17 protein-coding genes are annotated in these 15,696 nt (G+C 71.1%); 5 read left to right on the plus strand and 12 right to left on the minus strand.

All coding sequences use genetic code 11. From position 1 onward, the window contains the following. Positions 1-67 precede the first annotated feature (67 nt). The gene (locus tag ACFWVE_RS09040; protein ID WP_384009698.1) at positions 68-820 is read right to left on the minus strand and encodes an MBL fold metallo-hydrolase; all 753 of its coding nucleotides are present in this window, start codon (positions 818-820) and stop codon (positions 68-70) included. A 203-nt stretch (positions 821-1,023) separates the two neighbouring features. Here ACFWVE_RS09040 and ACFWVE_RS09045 point away from each other — a divergent pair, with 203 nt between their 5' ends. After that, positions 1,024-1,530: a type II toxin-antitoxin system PemK/MazF family toxin gene (locus tag ACFWVE_RS09045; RefSeq protein WP_384009700.1), complete on the plus strand. Its 507-nt coding sequence runs from the start codon at positions 1,024-1,026 to the stop codon at positions 1,528-1,530. 102 nt (positions 1,531-1,632) lie between these two features. Here ACFWVE_RS09045 and ACFWVE_RS09050 read toward each other — a convergent pair whose 3' ends face one another. The 7 genes from ACFWVE_RS09050 to clpS all read right to left on the minus strand — a co-directional run bounded on the left by ACFWVE_RS09050 (position 1,633) and on the right by clpS (position 6,672). Beyond that, on the minus strand, positions 1,633-2,583 hold the full coding sequence (locus tag ACFWVE_RS09050) for a PLP-dependent cysteine synthase family protein (protein WP_384009702.1): 951 nt from the start codon (positions 2,581-2,583) through the stop codon (positions 1,633-1,635). Positions 2,584-2,588: 5 nt separating this feature from the next. Then, entirely contained in the window at positions 2,589-2,876 is a 288-nt protein-coding gene (locus ACFWVE_RS09055) for a MoaD/ThiS family protein (RefSeq protein WP_384009704.1), read from the minus strand. 123 nt (positions 2,877-2,999) lie between these two features. Next, positions 3,000-3,095 (minus strand): putative leader peptide, encoded by a 96-nt coding sequence (locus tag ACFWVE_RS09060; RefSeq protein ID WP_384009706.1) that lies wholly within the window; start codon positions 3,093-3,095, stop codon positions 3,000-3,002. A 107-nt stretch (positions 3,096-3,202) separates the two neighbouring features. Continuing rightward, positions 3,203-3,625 carry a Mov34/MPN/PAD-1 family protein gene (locus tag ACFWVE_RS09065; RefSeq protein WP_384009707.1) on the minus strand — a complete coding sequence of 141 codons (423 nt, stop codon included), beginning with the start codon at positions 3,623-3,625 and terminating at the stop codon, positions 3,203-3,205. A 122-nt stretch (positions 3,626-3,747) separates the two neighbouring features. Further along, entirely contained in the window at positions 3,748-5,289 is a 1,542-nt protein-coding gene (locus tag ACFWVE_RS09070; protein ID WP_384009708.1) for an alanine/glycine:cation symporter family protein, read from the minus strand. A 364-nt stretch (positions 5,290-5,653) separates the two neighbouring features. After that, complete coding sequence (locus ACFWVE_RS09075; RefSeq protein ID WP_384009710.1) at positions 5,654-6,256, minus strand: DUF2017 domain-containing protein; 603 nt, start codon at positions 6,254-6,256, stop codon at positions 5,654-5,656. A 98-nt stretch (positions 6,257-6,354) separates the two neighbouring features. Beyond that, positions 6,355-6,672: an ATP-dependent Clp protease adapter ClpS gene (gene clpS / locus ACFWVE_RS09080; RefSeq protein WP_384009712.1), complete on the minus strand. Its 318-nt coding sequence runs from the start codon at positions 6,670-6,672 to the stop codon at positions 6,355-6,357. A 119-nt stretch (positions 6,673-6,791) separates the two neighbouring features. Here clpS and ACFWVE_RS09085 point away from each other — a divergent pair, with 119 nt between their 5' ends. Both ACFWVE_RS09085 and ACFWVE_RS09090 read left to right on the plus strand, forming a co-directional pair. Beyond that, positions 6,792-8,144, plus strand: a complete 1,353-nt coding sequence (locus tag ACFWVE_RS09085) for a nicotinate phosphoribosyltransferase (RefSeq protein WP_384009714.1) — start codon at positions 6,792-6,794, stop codon at positions 8,142-8,144. Between the two features lie 72 nt (positions 8,145-8,216). Next, positions 8,217-8,804, plus strand: coding sequence for a nicotinamidase (locus ACFWVE_RS09090; protein ID WP_384009716.1), 588 nt, complete (start codon positions 8,217-8,219; stop codon positions 8,802-8,804). Positions 8,805-8,849: 45 nt separating this feature from the next. On the opposite strand, the gene ACFWVE_RS09095 is transcribed toward ACFWVE_RS09090, so the two are convergent. Together ACFWVE_RS09095 and ACFWVE_RS09100 are read right to left on the minus strand one after the other, a co-directional pair. Then, entirely contained in the window at positions 8,850-9,287 is a 438-nt protein-coding gene (locus tag ACFWVE_RS09095; protein WP_384009718.1) for a hypothetical protein, read from the minus strand. 124 nt (positions 9,288-9,411) lie between these two features. Beyond that, positions 9,412-11,778 carry an immune inhibitor A domain-containing protein gene (locus ACFWVE_RS09100; protein WP_384009719.1) on the minus strand — a complete coding sequence of 789 codons (2,367 nt, stop codon included), beginning with the start codon at positions 11,776-11,778 and terminating at the stop codon, positions 9,412-9,414. 379 nt (positions 11,779-12,157) lie between these two features. On the opposite strand from ACFWVE_RS09100, the gene ACFWVE_RS09105 reads away from it, so the two are divergent. Further along, positions 12,158-12,451, plus strand: coding sequence for a hypothetical protein (locus ACFWVE_RS09105; protein WP_384009721.1), 294 nt, complete (start codon positions 12,158-12,160; stop codon positions 12,449-12,451). Between the two features lie 88 nt (positions 12,452-12,539). Here ACFWVE_RS09105 and ACFWVE_RS09110 read toward each other — a convergent pair whose 3' ends face one another. Both ACFWVE_RS09110 and ACFWVE_RS09115 read right to left on the minus strand, forming a co-directional pair. Further along, entirely contained in the window at positions 12,540-13,259 is a 720-nt protein-coding gene (locus tag ACFWVE_RS09110) for an RDD family protein (RefSeq protein ID WP_384009723.1), read from the minus strand. Between the two features lie 132 nt (positions 13,260-13,391). Continuing rightward, entirely contained in the window at positions 13,392-14,957 is a 1,566-nt protein-coding gene (locus ACFWVE_RS09115; RefSeq protein ID WP_384009725.1) for an RDD family protein, read from the minus strand. 229 nt (positions 14,958-15,186) lie between these two features. Here ACFWVE_RS09115 and ACFWVE_RS09120 point away from each other — a divergent pair, with 229 nt between their 5' ends. Next, positions 15,187-15,597, plus strand: coding sequence for an SsgA family sporulation/cell division regulator (locus tag ACFWVE_RS09120; RefSeq protein WP_384009726.1), 411 nt, complete (start codon positions 15,187-15,189; stop codon positions 15,595-15,597). Positions 15,598-15,696: the final 99 nt, after the last annotated feature.

The following is a 15,696-nucleotide window of genomic DNA, read 5'->3' on the forward strand; positions in this document are numbered from 1 at the left end:
GGACGACGGCTGCGGGGCCTCGGTGCGTTCAAACCGTGCGGGCAAGCAGGCGGCGGGGTACGGGGGGTCAGATCACGTACGTCGCGCCGGGCGCCGCCAGTTCCACCGGACCGCCGTAGGCCCTGCGGGCGTCGGCGAGGTTGACCCGCGGGTCGGTCCACGGGGCGATGTGGGTGAGGACCAGCCGGCGGGCACGGGCGCGGGCCGCCGACTCACCCGCCTCGCGGCCGTTGAGATGCAGGTCGGGGATGTTCTCCTTGCCGTCGGTGAAGGCGGCCTCGCACAGGAACAGGTCGGTGTCGTGGGCGAGTTCGTCGAGCGCCGTACTCACTCCGGTGTCGCCGGAGTACGTCAGCGACTTCCCTCCGTGCTCGAGACGGATGGCGTACGCCTCCACCGGGTGCGCGACGCGTTCGGTGTGCACGACGAACGGGCCGAGCTCGAAGGTCGACGGCTTGACCGTGTGGAAGTCGAAGACCTCGCTCATGGAGGAGGCCGAGGGGGTGTCGGCGTAGGCGGTGGTCAGCCGGTGCTCGGTGCCCTCGGGTCCGTGGACCGGGATCGGGTCGCAGCGGCCTCCGTCGTGCCGGTAGTAGCGCGCGACGAAGTACGCGCACATGTCGATGCAGTGGTCGGCGTGCAGATGGCTGAGGAAGATCGCGTCGAGGTCGTAGAGACCGCAGTGTCGCTGCAACTCGCCCAGGGCACCGTTGCCCATGTCGAGGAGCAGCCGGAAGCCGTCGGCCTCGACGAGGTAGCTCGAGCAGGCCGATTCCGCGGACGGGAACGACCCCGAGCAGCCGACGACGGTGAGCTTCATGAAGCAGAAACCTCCGCTGGCGGGGGAGTGAAAACGGGGGTCGTGCGGTTCATCGAGCGTAAGGCGCAAAACCTTCGGTCGCTCCTCCGCCAGAGGCGGTTGTGGGGGAACTCACCTGCGCTGTCACCGGTTCGGCTGGAAGCGGGTCACGTGGGGCGTGCGGGAGGGCGCACGGGTGCTGCCCGCGCCGGTACCGTCGGCTCATGAACACGTCCTGGTGGCTCGCACTCGTCGCGGTGGTCCTGCTCGCACTGGTCGCCGCGCTCGTCGACGGATGGGGCCGGGGGCACCGGTCCCGCGGACGGAGCGCGCCGGCCGGGCCGGGGACGGTGACGGACGACGGGGGCGGCCGGCCGCGGCCCGCGGAGATCTGGTGGGCCGACGTGCCCTACGAGGATGTGCCGCGGGCGGGGAACGGGGCACGGGCGGGGAACGGGGCGCCGTCGGGAGACGGGGCGTCGAAGGACCGGCCGTGTCTGGTACTGGCGGTGCGCGGGGAGCGGGCGACCGTCGCGAAGATCACGACCCGCTTCCGGGACGGCCGCGCCGGGGTGATCCCGCTGCCCGAGGGGTCCGTCGGGGACGCCCGGGGGCGGGCGAGTTTCCTGGAGGCGGACGAGCTGCGCGAGGTCCCGGTACGGGAGTTCCGGCGCCGGGTGGGGGTCGTGGACCCGGAGGTGTGGGACCGGGTCCGGCATCTGGCGGGGTGAGCGCGGCAGCGGACGCGGGACGCGCCGGAGGAACGGCGAAGGGGCCGGAGTGGATCTCCGGCCCCTTCTTACTGCGCCTGGTGCGTCTGCTGCCCTCGTGGGTCACGCCCAGAGCTGGCCCTGGAGCGTTTCGATGGCTTCCTCCGTCGTGGCGGCGGTGTAGACGCCGGTCGACAGGTACTTCCAGCCGCCGTCGGCGACGACGAAGACGACGTCGGCGCTCTCCCCCGCCTTGAGCGCCTTGTTCGCGACGCCGATCGCGGCGTGCAGGGCGGCCCCGGTGGAGACACCGGCGAAGATGCCTTCCTGCTGGAGGAGTTCACGGGTCCGGGTGACGGCGTCGGCGGAGCCGACCGAGAAGCGGGTGGTGAGGACGGAGGCGTCGTACAGCTCGGGGACGAAGCCCTCGTCGAGGTTGCGCAGCCCGTAGACCAGGTCGTCGTAGCGGGGTTCGGCGGCGACGATCCGCACGTCCGGCTTGTGCTCGCGCAGGTAGCGGCCGACGCCCATGAGGGTGCCGGTGGTGCCGAGGCCGGCCACGAAGTGCGTGACGGAGGGCAGGTCGGCGAGGATCTCCGGGCCGGTGGTCACGTAGTGGGCGCCCGCGTTGTCCGGGTTTCCGTACTGGTAGAGCATCACCCAGTCCGGGTGCTCGGCGCCGATCTCCTTGGCGACCCGCACGGCGGTGTTGGAGCCGCCCGCGGCCGGTGAGGAGATGATCTCCGCGCCCCACATGGACAGGAGGTCCCGGCGTTCCTGCGAGGTGTTCTCGGGCATCACGCACACCATGCGGTAGCCCTTGAGCTTGGCGGCCATGGCCAGGGAGATGCCGGTGTTGCCGGACGTCGGCTCCAGGATGGTGCAGCCCGGGGTGAGCCGGCCGTCCTTCTCCGCCTGCTCGATCATGAACATGGCCGGACGGTCCTTGATCGAACCGGTCGGGTTGCGGTCCTCGAGCTTCGCCCAGATACGGACGTCGGCCGACGGCGAGAGCCGCGGCAGACACACCAGCGGGGTGTTGCCGACCGCGGCCAGCGGCGAGTCGTAGCGCATCCGGATCAGGCCATGCCGCCGGCCACGGCCGGCAGGATCGTGATGCTGTCGCCGTCGGTCAGCTTGGTGTTGATGCCGTCGAGGAAGCGGACGTCCTCGTCGTTGAGGTACACGTTGACGAAGCGGCGCAGCTGGTCGCCGTTGGCGTCGTCGACGAGGCGGGCCCGGATGCCGGCGTGCCGGCTCTCGAGGTCGGCGAAGAGCTCGGTGAGGGTGTTTCCGGTACCCTCCACCGCCTTCTGACCGTCGGTGTACTGGCGGAGGATGGTCGGGATCCGGACCTCGATGGCCATGGCGGAGGGCTCCTTCGGTGATGTCGTCTGGTCAGTGGGCGCGCGGCAGTGCGGGCGGTGCGTGGGTGTGCGTACGCGGTGGTGCCGCCGGGGCTCACGGGCCGTACGGCGGGAGGCTCGGTATCAACAGATGGCGCTGGCGAGTCGGCACAGGTCGACGTGCAGCCGCGCCACGAGCAGCTTGCCCGGCGTCTTGTCGCTCACGTCAGGGAGAACCATGGGGTCATCGTATCGATTCCCGACGGCCAGATCCGAGTACCGTCTCACACTCCGGAAGGTGAGTGATCGGTATGTGGGAAGAGGCTGGTCGGGGGCGTCGCGCGGGCTCAGTACGCCTCGACGACCTCGACCTCCTCCTCCGTCACCTCGCCGTCCACGATCCGGAAGGAACGGAACTGGAAGTCGCCGAGGCCGTCGGTGTCGGCGGTGGAGACCAGGACGTAGTGGGCGCCGGGCTCGCTCGCGAGGGAGATGTCGGTGCGGGAGGGGTGGGCCTCGGTCGCGGTGTGCGAGTGGTAGACGATCACCGGCTCCTCGTCGTTGTCGTCCATCTCGCGGTACAGCTTGAGCAGGTCCTTCGAGTCGAACTCGTAGAACGTGGGCGAGCGGGCCGCGTTCAGCATGGGCACGAAACGCTCGGGGCGGCCGGAGCCCGCCGGGCCCGCCACCACGCCGCACGCCTCGTCGGGGTGGTCCTCGCGCGCGTGGGCGACGATCCGGTCGTACAGCTCCTGGGTGATGGTCAGCATGGGGCTCAGGATAGACAGACGGGCCGCTCCGTACCGAGGGGTGGTACGGAGCGGCCCGGATGCCGGACACCTGGGGGTCACCGGCCGGACGGCCGGAGGTTTCCGGCCGGTCGCCTCGGGAGTCAGAGGGCCTTCGCGGTCTCCGTCTCGTCCGTGTCGGGCACGGAGTCCCCGGCCTGGCGGGCCTTGCGGACCCGGACGTACTCCAGGAAGGAGTCCAGCTCCCGCTTGACCACGGGGGCCAGCAGGTAGAGGCCGATGATGTTGAACACGGCGAGCAGGAAGAGCGCCGAGTCGGCGAGGCTGATCAGGGAGTCGAGGGAGAGCAGGGAGCCCGCGACCACGAACACGCTCCACACGGCCTTGAAGGTGATCTCGCTGACCTTGCTCCGGCCGAAGAGGTACGACCAGGCCTTGAGGCCGTAGTAGCCCCAGGTGAGGATCGTGGAGAAGGCGAACAGCAGCACCGCGACCGTCAGCAGGTTCGGGAACCAGGGCAGGACGGTCTCGAAGGCGTCGGAGGTGATGGTGACGCCGCCGATGCTCTCGCCCTCGCGGGCCTCGCCCCAGCTGGCGGGGTTGGCGATGACGATGGTCAGCGCGGTCATGGTGCAGATGACGACCGTGTCGATGAACGGCTCGAGGAGGGCGACCAGGCCCTCGCTCGCGGGGTGCTTGGTCTTGACCGCGGAGTGGGCGATCGGGGCGGACCCGAGACCGGCCTCGTTGGAGAAGGCGGCCCGCTGGAAGCCGACGATCAGGGCGCCGATCACACCGCCCGCGACCCCCTCGGGGTCGAAGGCGCCGTCGATGATGGTCCCGATCGCGTCGGGCACCGCGGTGACGTTGACCAGGATGACGACGAGGCAGGCGGCGACGTACATGATGGCCATCGCCGGGACCAGGCGGCTGGTGACGGAGGCGATGGAGCGGATGCCGCCGAGCAGGACGAGGCCGACCAGGGCGGCGACGACCAGGCCGAAGAGCACGGCGCCGGCGGAGGAGGCCATGAAGCCGTCCTCGCCGCCGAAGGTCGAGGAGATCTGGGCGTAGCTCTGGTTGGTCTGGAACAGGTTGCCGCCGAAGAGGCCGAAGAAGAGGATCATGACCGAGGCCAGCACGGCGAGCACCTTGCCGAGCTTGGCGCCGGCGCTGCCGAAGCGCTCGGCGAGGCCCTTGGGCAGGTAGTGCATGGGCCCGCCGGAGACGGTGCCGTCCGGGTGCTCCTCGCGGTACTTCACGCCGAGGGTGACCTCGACGAACTTGGTCGCCATGCCGAGCAGACCGCAGAGGATCATCCAGAACGTGGCACCGGGACCGCCGATGGAGACGGCGACGGCGACACCGGCGATGTTGCCGAGGCCGACGGTGCCGGAGACGGCGGCGGTGAGCGCCTGGAAGTGGTTGACCTCGCCGGGCGAGCCCTCCTCGTCGTACTTGCCGCGCACGACGTCGAGGGCGAGCTTGAACTTGCGCACCTGGACGAGGCCGAACCAGGAGGTGAAGACCAGGCCCGCGATCACCAGCCAGGCCACGATCAGCGGAAGGTCGGTGCCGCCGACGGGGACGGTGTAGAAGACGATGTCGCCGACCGCGGTCGCGACGGGATCGAAGAAATCGCTGACTGCGTCGTCGATGGATGTGGTGATGGAGTCGAGTGACATCGAGCTACCTCAAGGGGTGGGGATGTGCTGACGTGGCGCAGCAGAGCGGTGCGACGTCCGGCACATGACCTGCGACATGTACGGACGCCGTCGTCCGTTCGGCGACGGAGCACCGGCAGCAACCGGCTTTCCCGATCACAGCGGCTTCCCCCGGTCACGGCGAGGTCGGCGCCGCAAGCGAGTTGCCAGGTTTTACCACGCCGTTTACGCATAGTTGGGTGACGCACGTCACACGACGTCGCCCGAACGCGGTAAACAGAAGGGGTGGTGACAGGATCGTTATCCGGATTTGAGGATCCCCTGAGCGAACGGATCAGCGGACTTTTCCGGATATCCGGCGTGGCGCTACGGCATGACCGCGGGTTTACGGCATGAGGGTCGATACCAGGGTTTCCTGGAGGCCGCCGAGCCACAGGTAGGCCATCACCATGGGCTTGCGCGGGTCCTCGTCCGGGAGGTGGAAGAGGAGGTCGGTGTCGTCCTCGTCGTCGATCTGCAGCCGGGACCCGATCGCCAGGCGCAGGTCGTTCAGCGCGCCGAGCCACTGCCGGGACTCCTCGGCGGAGAGCTTGAGCACCGCCCCTCCCCCGCCGGCCGCGGCGAGCCCGTCCAGGGAGCGGATCACCGCGAGGGCGTTCTCGCGCTTGCCGGCCCGCAGGTCGTTCTCGGTGAAGCGGCGGAACTCCGCGGAGTGCGCCCGCCGTTCCTCGGCGTCCCTGGCCGGGGCGGACTCGTCGGGGTCACCGTAGGCGTCCGGGAAGAGGCGGCGCAGCACGGGGTCGGCGGGCGGTTCGCTCGGGCCCTCGGCGAAGAGTTCGGCGAGCGGGTCGTCGGGGGCCTCCGCGGCCGGGCCGGGGCCGATCAGCTCCATGAGCTGCACGGCCAGGGACCGGATGATGGAGATCTCGACGTCGTCGAGGGCGACGGCCGCGCCGCCGCCGGGGAGCGGTTCGAAGTGTCCTGGCATGGAGGCGATTCGCTACTTCCGGTCCTGCGGGCGGGGGCGGGTCATGGGCGGGCTGCTTCCGGTCCGGCCGGCGGGTCGCCTCCGGTCCGGGCGGCGGGCTACTTCCGGTCCTGCTGGAGCGTGGCCCACAGGCCGTAGCCGTGCATGGCCTGGACGTCGCGCTCCATTTCCTCGCGGGAGCCGCTGGAGACGACGGCCCGGCCCTTGTGGTGGACATCGAGCATGAGCTTGGTGGCCTTGTCCTTGGAGTAGCCGAAGTACGTCTGGAAGACGTACGTCACGTAGCTCATGAGGTTGACCGGGTCGTTGTGGACGAGGGTGATCCAGGGGACGTCGGGCTCGGGCGCGGCGAAAGCCTCTTCCGCCGACTCGGTGCGTTCGATCTCCAGGGGTGCGGGTGACGTCACACCGCCCATGCTGCCACCGGAAGGGGCCGGGAGTACAAACCGGCCCTCGCCGGCCCCTGCGGAGCGCTGCGGGCCGGGAACGGAAACCGAAATCGTCAGAACGACGAAAAGGGGGTAGCATCCGTCGTATGAACACAGCGGACCTTGGGCTGCCGGTGGCGGTTCCGTCGACGGCACTCTTCACCGACCACTACGAGCTGACGATGCTGCGGGCCGCCCTGAGCGGTGGCACCGCCGAACGGCGCAGCGTCTTCGAGGTCTTCACCCGGCGCCTGCCGGAGGGCCGCCGCTACGGCGTCGTGGCCGGCACCGGGCGGGTCCTGGACGCGGTGGAGAACTTCCGTTTCGAGGGCCCCGTCCTCGACTTCCTGCGCGAGAAGGACGTCGTCGACGGGCCGACCCTCGACTGGCTGGCCGACTACCGCTTCTCCGGGGACATCTGGGGCTACCCGGAGGGCGAGGTGTACTTCCCGGGCTCGCCGGTCATGCGGGTCGAGGGCAGCTTCGCGGAGTGCGTGCTGCTGGAGACGGTGATCCTGTCGATCCTCAACCACGACTCGGCGATCGCCGCGGCGGCCTCCCGGATGTCGTCGGCCGCCGGGGACCGGCCGCTGATCGAGATGGGCGCCCGGCGCACCCACGAGCTGGCCGCGGTGGCCGCCTCCCGGGCCGCCTACGTCGGCGGCTTCACCTCCACCTCCGACCTGGCGGCCGGGTTCCGTTACAACATCCCGACCGTGGGCACCTCCGCCCACGCCTTCACCCTGGTGCACGACAGCGAGCGGGACGCCTTCCGCGCGCAGGTGGACTCCCTCGGCGCCGGTACGACGCTCCTGGTGGACACCTACGACGTGGCCGAGGCCGTCCGTACGGCCGTCGAGGTCGCCGGCCCGTCCCTGGGCTCGGTCCGGATCGACTCCGGCGACCTGCTGCTGGTCGCGCACCGGGTGCGGCAGCAGCTGGACGAGCTGGGCGCCACCGGCACGAAGATCACCGTGACCTCGGACCTCGACGAGTACGCCATCGCCTCGCTGGCCGCCGCGCCGGTGGACGCGTACGGCGTCGGCACCCGGCTGGTGACCGGTTCCGGGCACCCGACGGCCTCCATGGTCTACAAGCTGGTCGCCCGCGCCCGGTCCGCCGACGCCGGGGCGCCGCTGACACCCGTGGCGAAACGGTCCTCCGGCGGCAAGACGTCCATCGGCGGCCGCAAGTGGGCCGCGCGGCGGCTGGACGAGCACGGCGTCGCCGAGGCCGAGGTGATCGGCACCGGGCAGATACCCGGGGAGCTGGCCGACCGGCAGCTGCTGGTGGAGCTGGTCAAGGGCGGCGAGGTGACCGCGACCGCGCGCGAGCCGCTGGACCGGCTCCGCGCACGGCACGCGGCGGCCCGCGCCGGCCTGCCGCTGTCCGCGACCCAGCTGTCCCACGGGGAACCCGTCATCCCGACGGAGTACCTGCACCTGGACTCGGGTAACTGACGACTGTCCCGGGAACCCGCCCCTCGCCCCCGTCCGACCTCTCGACCGCCCCCCAGCCGAAGGAATCCGACCATGCGCCGCGCCCTGATCGTCGTTGACGTGCAGAACGACTTCTGCGAGGGGGGCAGCCTCGCCGTGTCCGGCGGCGCGGACGTGGCCGCCGCCATCACCGAGCTGATCGCACGGGTGCCGGCCGGGTACCGGCACGTGGTGGCCACCCGCGACCACCACATCGCCCCCGGCGGCCACTTCGCCGACCACCCCGACTTCGTCCACTCCTGGCCCGCGCACTGCGTCGCCGGGACGGAGGGCGTCGGCTTCCACCCGAACTTCGCCCCCGCGGTCGCCTCCGGCGCGGTCGACGCCGTCTTCGACAAGGGGGCGTACTCGGCGGCGTACAGCGGCTTCGAGGGGGCCGAGGAGAACGGGGTGCCGCTGGCCGACTGGCTGCGCGCCCGGGAGATCGACGAGGTGGACGTGGTGGGCATCGCCACCGACCACTGCGTCCGGGCGACCGCCCTGGACGCGGCCCGCGAGGGCTTCCGCACCCAGGTCCTGCTGGACCTCACCGCGGGCGTGGCCGCCCGGACCACCGAGCGGGCGCTCGAGGAGCTGCGCGGGGCGGGTGTGGAGCTCTCGGGGAAGCCGGTCGTGCAGTAGGCGAGCCCCGTCGGAGCGGGCGCGCGCCGGGCGTGCGGGCCTCGGTCAGGCGGAGGCCGCGGGGCGTCTGAGCAGGGCGCGGATCGGGTGCCACAGCTCGACCACCAGGTCGTCGCGACCGGGCAGGCCGGGGCCGGGCAGGTCCGGGCCGGTCAGGACCGTGTTGCCGGGAGCCGGGCTGTCCAGGGCCGGGCTGTCGGGGGCCGTGCTGTCGGGGGCCGGGCTGTCGGGGGCCGTCCGCCATATGAGGCCGTCGGGGTGGTGCAGCACCGCGGTGATCTCGTCGCCGCTCGGCGGGGCCGCGTTGCCTCGCAGGTAGACGGCCCGCAGGCCCAGGTTGCGCAGCCTGGTCAGGGCGCGCGCCCTGTTGCCCGCGTGCACGAGGAAGCGCACGGAGCCGGCGGAGCCGGCGGCGGGGCTGGGCAGGTTCAGTGCCACCACCACGGTGCCGTTCGGCAGCTTGCTGAAGCCTCCTGCGGCCATGGAATTCATACCCCCGTCGGACCAGGTGTCAATAAGAGCGCCACAGGACGCACCTAAACACGGATCGGCGGCAACCCGCCAGTGGGGTTGCCGCCGATCACGCTTTGGCCTGGTAAGACGGGGTTTACCTCGTTGCGGGGCTTACCTCCAGGTGGATCGTCGAGCCGTTCCTGGCCTCCTTGACGATCTTGATCTTCGTGTTGGTGTCAGTGATCTTGACGCCGCCGGCCGGGTTCGTCTCGTCGTAGTAGGTGTGGGCGCGGTCATTGAAGACCGACACACCCTTCGACGGGCGGATCTTGGTCGTGACGTCGTTCTTGTGGAGCGTGAGGCCGTCCGTGCGGAAGGTGCTGAACGTCGAGTCGTACGTCTGGATGCGGTTGCGCATCAGCGTGCCGTCGGACCACTTCAGCGCGGCCGGGTGCGCGTCGACCGGCAGGACCAGACCGGCGCCCGGGTGCCGGCTGGTGTTGTTGTCCGCCTGGGAGGTGTCCCACTTCCAGATCAACAGGCCGTTCTGGTACGGGAAGTGCTCCACCCAGTCCGGACGGCTGTTCGCGAAGCCGAAGTTGTACGGACCCGTCTTGAGGGTCGTGTCGTACGACACGTACTGACGGTTCTCGGCGATGTAGTACTGCGCGTAGTCGTTGGTGAACGACGCGCCGATGCGGGAGAAGCCGTTCGCCGTCCACGCGTCGTCCGCGGTCTCGGCGTTGTCCGTGAACAGCGGGGTGCCGTCCGCGGTCACCGAGATCCGGTCGGCCGCGAAGCCCTTCATCGCCAGGCCGCCGTCGGTCTGGTAGCGGAACCGCAGGTCGATCTGCCGGCCGGCGTAGGCGTCCAGCGGGTACGCCAGCGGCTTGTAGCCGTCGACCGTGCCGGACAGGGCCGGCTTGTCGCTGCCGTCGCGCGGGATCGGCTGCCCGTCCACCGTGCCGTCCAGGGCGGTCCAGTTGGCGCCGCCGTCGGTGGAGACCTCGGCGTAGAGGAAGTCGTACTCGGCCTCGATCTCGTACCAGCCGTCGAGGGTCAGCTCGGCGCTCGAGGCGCCGGTGAGGTCCACGGAACGGGTCAGCGTGTTCCGCAGGTCGTCACCGCTGCCGCTCCACCACTGGGTCTCGCCCTCGGCGGGGACCACGACCTCGGTGGTGACCTCCTTCTCGGGCAGTTCGACCACGAGGGCCTGCTTGTCCTTGGTGTTGTACTCGGCGTAGCCCAGCTTGTGCCGGGACTTCGTCGCGGCCTTGGCCGTGTCGTAGTCCAGCCAGCCCAGCTGGAGCTTGTCCCAGGCGGTCATGTCGCCGGGCAGGTCACCGATCTCGCCCTCGCCCCGGCCGAGCCAGGAACCGGAGGACATCAGGGTCCAGAAGCCGGTGGAGTTCTCGCCGCCGGCGGTGTCGTAGTGGTCCGGCAGGCCGAGGTCGTGGCCGTACTCGTGGGCGTAGACGCCGAGTCCGCCGTTCTCCGGCTGGATGGTGTAGTCGCCGACCCAGATGCCGGTGTCGCCGATGGGCGCGCCGCCGAGCTTGTTCCGGTCGGGGCCGGTGGCGCCCGCGTCGCTGCCGAAGGCGTACCAGCGGTGGGCCCAGATCGCGTCCTCGCCCTGGGCGCCGCCGCCGGCGGACTCGTCCTCGCCGGCGTGCACGACCTGGAAGTGGTCGATGTAGCCGTCGGGCTCGTTGAAGTCGCCGTCGCCGTCGAAGTCGTAGCGGTCCCACTCGTCGAACTTCGCGGCGTCCGCCTTGATCTCGGCGTCGGTCGCCCCCGCCGCCTTCTGCTGGGCGACCCACGCGTTCAGACCGTCGCTGACGACGTTCCACACGCTCGAGCAGGTGCTCTGACCGCAGGCGTTGTTGCCGTAACGGGCCTCGTTGTAGGGGACCTTGACCCAGTCGGAGACCTGGCCTTCGACCGAGTAGCGGCCCGAGGACTGCTTCTCGAAGTACGTCTTGACCGAATCGACACCCTTGCCGGTGCCGAAGTAGAGGTCCTCGAAGTGCTTCTGGTCGTAGTCCGCCTGCCACGCGGTGGAGTTGTCCGCGCTGCGGTCCGGCTCGGCTATCTGGTTGTGCAGCGGGCCGGGGGTGCCGCCGTATCGGCTGTCGATCTCGTCGCCGAACTCGACCAGGATCGTGAAGATCTTGTCGGTCTTCTCGCGGCCGAGCTCGACGTACTTTCCGCTGCCTTTCCTGTCCTTGCCCTTGAGCTCGACGACCTTCGAACCGTCCCGGTCCCTGACCGAGGAGTCGCCGGATATGACCTGCTGCAGGGCCTCCTGGCGCTGCGCGTCCTGCGTCTTGGAGAGTGGGCCCTCGAGGTCGTGCTCGACGTGGTGGTGCTCCGCCGGGTCCTGCCGGTCCACACCGGCCGGCCGGTCGGCCCCGTCGGCCGTGTCGGCCTGGGCCACGGTGAACGCAGAGCAGGTGGCGGTGACCGCCGCGAGTGCCACGCCCGTCGCGGCCGCTCTGAACGTCCAGGATCTACTGGTCACTTGAGATCTCCTCTGGCGTGCGTGCGCGCGAAGGTGGGGTCCGGATGACGGATGACCGCGCACACGTAATCAACGCGTGTAGCCAAGTGACCACATTTGACTAAAGGTTCAGCAGAAAAAACAGACCTTGACTTGAACAGTTCAACTGCATTATGCGGAGACAGGGTTCGTTTTTCGGACACGGAGGGTCTGCCGCCGGACACGGAGGGCTCGTTTCACCGTCGAGATGACTCCGTGCGCCCCCTGTGCACCGGTCCTGTAGGTTAGGTCACGCTTACTGTGCGTTCCGCTCGGGCACCCTCGCGGTGAGAGTCGCTTGGCGGCACACCGTTGAGCCGGTGGCATGCCAGGACGACAGCCCCCGACTCACGAGGACACGATGGCCATGCCCCGTCCGACTGTCGCTCAGTTCGCCTACGGTTCGTGCACCGTGGTCTTCTCCACCTTCGCCCTGCTGCTGTTGTCGCAGACGAGTTCGGGCGTGGGCATCGCGCTCGTCGTCGTCGCGGCACTCACCCTCGGACTGCTGGTGGCCATGACGGTGCCTCGGCCGAGGCCCCGCACCGCACCGGTGCGGCGGTCGGTGCCGCAGGAGCCGGTCCGGGCGACCCTGCCGTCACCGGCGACCGTGCCGGCGGCCCGGGAGGCCGTACGGGAGCGGGCGGTTTCCTGACACACGGTTCGTGACGCGGACGGTTTCCCGACACCGGCCGGCCGCGGGCGTCCGTCACCGGGGCCGGCCGGCCCCGGCCGGTCTCGCGTCACCCCGTGCTGACCACGACCGTCTTGGCGGCCTTGTCGTGCAGGCCCTGCTTGTAGGGCTTGTCGAAGAAGCTCCAGCCGCCCGCGATCACGGTCCACACGCAGGCGCAGCAGAACGCGAACGGCACCCACAGCACGAGAGCGCGGATCAGCGACGTCTGCACGGAGGGCGTCGAGCCGTTGGCGAGGTCGGCCACCCGCAGTTTCAGCCACTTCTTGCCGAGGGTCTGCCCGGAACGGGACGTCATGAAGGTGTCGTAGGCGATGTAGAGGACCGCGGCGACGAGGGACTGGGTGAAGGACTTGCCCACGTTGACCTCGTCACCGTTCACGTTGTACTCGCTCACACCGAACGGCCAGGTGAGCAGCCAGACGACGAGGCCCACCAGGATCATGTCGATGATGCGGGCGAGGGTGCGCCTGCCGCTGTCGGCGAGCGGCGGCATCCCGGCGAGGGGGTCGCCGGGGCCGGGGCCGTACGGGCTGCCACCGCCGCCCCCGTAGGGGCCGCCGCCACCGCCGTAGGGGCCACCGCCGTAGGGATCGCCGCCGCCACCGCCGTAAGGGCCACCCCCTCCGCCGTAGGGGTCACCGCCCCCGCTCCCGTACGGGCCGCCGCCCTGCTGCGGCGGGGGCCGGCCGCCGGGTGGCGGGTGCTTCCTGAAGGGGTCGTCGTCCGGCGGCTGCTGACCGGAGCCGGGGGGCGGTTCGGTACTCATGGCCCGAGTCGACCGCGAACCCCCCGGCCGCGCATCCGGCGAGCCGCCGTCCGGAGTACCGGCGCCGCGGACACCCGCGCGGCCGGTCCGCAGGGATGATCCCCCGGGAGATTCCCCGGGGTCCCGGCCGGGTCAGCCCGCCACGAACGTGTGCGCGGCCTTGTCGTGCCAGCACTGCCGCCACGGCTTGTCGAACAGGCACCACAGGACGCCCACCGCACCGACGACGAGCAGCCCGGGGATGCTGTAGGCCAGCCAGCGGCGCAGGGCCGCCCCGAACCCGGGCACGTCGTGCCCCTCGATGTCCCGCACCTCGAGACCCAGCAGCTTCTTCCCCAGGGTGCGGCCCCACTTGGCGGTGGGCAGCACCTCGTAGAGGATCCCGCCGAGGAGGAGGACGGCGAGGACGATGCCCAGATAGACCGACGTGGTGCCGTCGAGCAGCCACACCGTGACGGTCTCGCCGGACAGCTTGGCCGCGTCGATCTTCCCGTCGATGTGGTCCGCCGCCGCGATGCCCAGCGGTACGGCGGCCAGGGCGGTGACGCCGCCGAGGACCACGGTGTCCAGCAGCCGCGCGATCAGCCGCTTGCCGAGCGCCGCGGGGCGGGCCGCGGCCTGACGCCTGGCGGCGGCCTGGAAGACGTCCTCGACCGGCGGCTTCCACGGCGCGACCGGCGGCTCCTGCCCGTCCCCGGGTCGGTGCGCCTGCTGTGCCCAGGACGACTGACCGCCACCGTGACCGCTCGACAACGGCCCGGAGACGGCAGCGGGGGCCGTGACGGGGGCGGGCCCGGTCGTGGGTGCGGGCCCCGGCGCCGGTGCGGTGGCCTGTGACGGGACGGCCGGAGCCGGGGCCGGGGAGACCTGCTGCGGCCCGGACACCGGTGCCGCGGCCGGACTCCCGCTCCCCGCCTGTCCGGAGGCGGTGTGCGCGGCACGGGCGGCGGCGGCCTTCCCGGCCCCGAACCCGGGCCGCCCGGAGGAGGCCGCGCCAGAACCCTGGCGCGGACCGACTGCACGGATGGTCATGGTCCCCTCGTCCGCGGTCGCACCGTCGGAAGGCGCGGCGGATGGAGAGGCTCCGCCGGAACCGCTGTCCGCGCCCTGCGACGTGGCCGTCGGCGGGCGGAACGCGAACGTGTTGCCCGCGGGCGCCGCACCAACATCCGCACCGCCCGTACCCGCGCCCGTGGACGCGCCGCCCGCCGGGTCGGACGCGTGCGCCGCTCTCGGGTCCGCGCCCCAGGAGATCCGGCGGTCCTGGCCGCCGCCGAAGCCGGACTGGCGGGAGCGGTCGGCGCCCCACGCCGAGGCGGGCTCGGGCCGGCTGCCGTGCTGCGAGTCGGCCGGCGAGGGAGACGGGGAGAAGGGGGAGGACGGAGACGGGGAGAGCGAGGGCGAAGGCGGAGAAGACGCTGCTGGTGGTGACGGCGGCGGTGCGTCGACCGGGTCCTCGTCGAAGAAGTGCGGGCCGGTCTCCTCGACGGTGGGCACCGCCGGGGCAGAACCGGAGGACGCGGCACCGGCGGACGCCGACGGGGCGAGCGGTGCGCCGCCGCCCTCCGGCGCCGGACGGCTGGTGCCCGGTACCCAGGAGGCACCGTTCCAGTACCGGACATATCCGGGGATGGACGGGTCCGGGTAGAAGCCTTCGCGCGGCGTGTCGTCGCCGGGGGCCGGGGTTGGGGCGCTCATGTCCGTCGTCCCGTATCTGCTCGCGGGTGGGTCGGGGGAACCACATTTATCAGACGGGTGCGAGCATCAGGGCCCGTCCGGCCGGACCCACCCCTTTCGGGCACCGATGTGCTAGCACGAAAAAACTTCCGCGAACCCGCGTAATGCTCCAAGCCCTCCCCCCTCTCTCCCCTGTGACAGCCCTTCGCGGGCATGTGTACGGGAGTTCACGAGAGAGAGGACCTGCGCCATGGACATCGTGGTGGAGCGCGAAGTGGAACTGCGGCTCATCCTGTCGCCGGAGCGGGACGTCCCGGTGCCGGCCCGGCTCGGCTACCGCACCGACGACCCCTACGCCGTGCACATCACCTTCCACATCAACTCCGGGCAGCCGGTGCACTGGACGTTCGCCCGCGAACTGCTGATCGAGGGCGTGCTCCGGCCGTGCGGGCACGGCGACGTGCGGGTGTGGCCGTCGAAGGCGGAGGGACGCGGCGTCGTCCTGGTGGCGCTGAGCTCGCCCGAAGGGGACGCCCTGCTGGAGGCACCGACGGCGCAGGTGTCGTCGTGGCTGGAGCGGACGCTGCGGGTGGTGCCGCCGGGCAGCGAGAGCGAGCAGCTCGGTCTCGACGACGAGCTGGCCGCGCTGCTCGCCCCGTGAGGGCGTGGGGCGCTGGAGAAGGTCGACGGGTCAGCGGGTCAGCGGGTCAGCGGGTCAGCGGGTCAGCGGGTCAGCGGGTCAGCGGGTCAGCGGGTCAGC

Origin of the sequence: Streptomyces sp. NPDC058632, from assembly GCF_042717095.1 — a bacterium.
Lineage (GTDB): Bacteria > Actinomycetota > Actinomycetes > Streptomycetales > Streptomycetaceae > Streptomyces.

What these genes read in the sequence shown, in the direction of transcription:
- ACFWVE_RS09040 (WP_384009698.1), bottom strand. Translation starts at nt 820, where the DNA reads ATGAAGCTCACCGTCGTCGGCTGCTCGGGGTCGTTCCCGTCCGCGGAA.
- ACFWVE_RS09045 (WP_384009700.1), top strand. Translation starts at nt 1,024, where the DNA reads ATGAACACGTCCTGGTGGCTCGCACTCGTCGCGGTGGTCCTGCTCGCA.
- ACFWVE_RS09050 (WP_384009702.1), bottom strand. Translation starts at nt 2,583, where the DNA reads ATGCGCTACGACTCGCCGCTGGCCGCGGTCGGCAACACCCCGCTGGTG.
- ACFWVE_RS09055 (WP_384009704.1), bottom strand. Translation starts at nt 2,876, where the DNA reads ATGGCCATCGAGGTCCGGATCCCGACCATCCTCCGCCAGTACACCGAC.
- ACFWVE_RS09060 (WP_384009706.1), bottom strand. Translation starts at nt 3,095, where the DNA reads ATGGTTCTCCCTGACGTGAGCGACAAGACGCCGGGCAAGCTGCTCGTG.
- ACFWVE_RS09065 (WP_384009707.1), bottom strand. Translation starts at nt 3,625, where the DNA reads ATGCTGACCATCACCCAGGAGCTGTACGACCGGATCGTCGCCCACGCG.
- ACFWVE_RS09070 (WP_384009708.1), bottom strand. Translation starts at nt 5,289, where the DNA reads ATGTCACTCGACTCCATCACCACATCCATCGACGACGCAGTCAGCGAT.
- ACFWVE_RS09075 (WP_384009710.1), bottom strand. Translation starts at nt 6,256, where the DNA reads ATGCCAGGACACTTCGAACCGCTCCCCGGCGGCGGCGCGGCCGTCGCC.
- clpS (WP_384009712.1), bottom strand. Translation starts at nt 6,672, where the DNA reads ATGGGCGGTGTGACGTCACCCGCACCCCTGGAGATCGAACGCACCGAG.
- ACFWVE_RS09085 (WP_384009714.1), top strand. Translation starts at nt 6,792, where the DNA reads ATGAACACAGCGGACCTTGGGCTGCCGGTGGCGGTTCCGTCGACGGCA.
- ACFWVE_RS09090 (WP_384009716.1), top strand. Translation starts at nt 8,217, where the DNA reads ATGCGCCGCGCCCTGATCGTCGTTGACGTGCAGAACGACTTCTGCGAG.
- ACFWVE_RS09095 (WP_384009718.1), bottom strand. Translation starts at nt 9,287, where the DNA reads ATGGCCGCAGGAGGCTTCAGCAAGCTGCCGAACGGCACCGTGGTGGTG.
- ACFWVE_RS09105 (WP_384009721.1), top strand. Translation starts at nt 12,158, where the DNA reads ATGGCCATGCCCCGTCCGACTGTCGCTCAGTTCGCCTACGGTTCGTGC.
- ACFWVE_RS09110 (WP_384009723.1), bottom strand. Translation starts at nt 13,259, where the DNA reads ATGAGTACCGAACCGCCCCCCGGCTCCGGTCAGCAGCCGCCGGACGAC.
- ACFWVE_RS09115 (WP_384009725.1), bottom strand. Translation starts at nt 14,957, where the DNA reads ATGAGCGCCCCAACCCCGGCCCCCGGCGACGACACGCCGCGCGAAGGC.
- ACFWVE_RS09120 (WP_384009726.1), top strand. Translation starts at nt 15,187, where the DNA reads ATGGACATCGTGGTGGAGCGCGAAGTGGAACTGCGGCTCATCCTGTCG.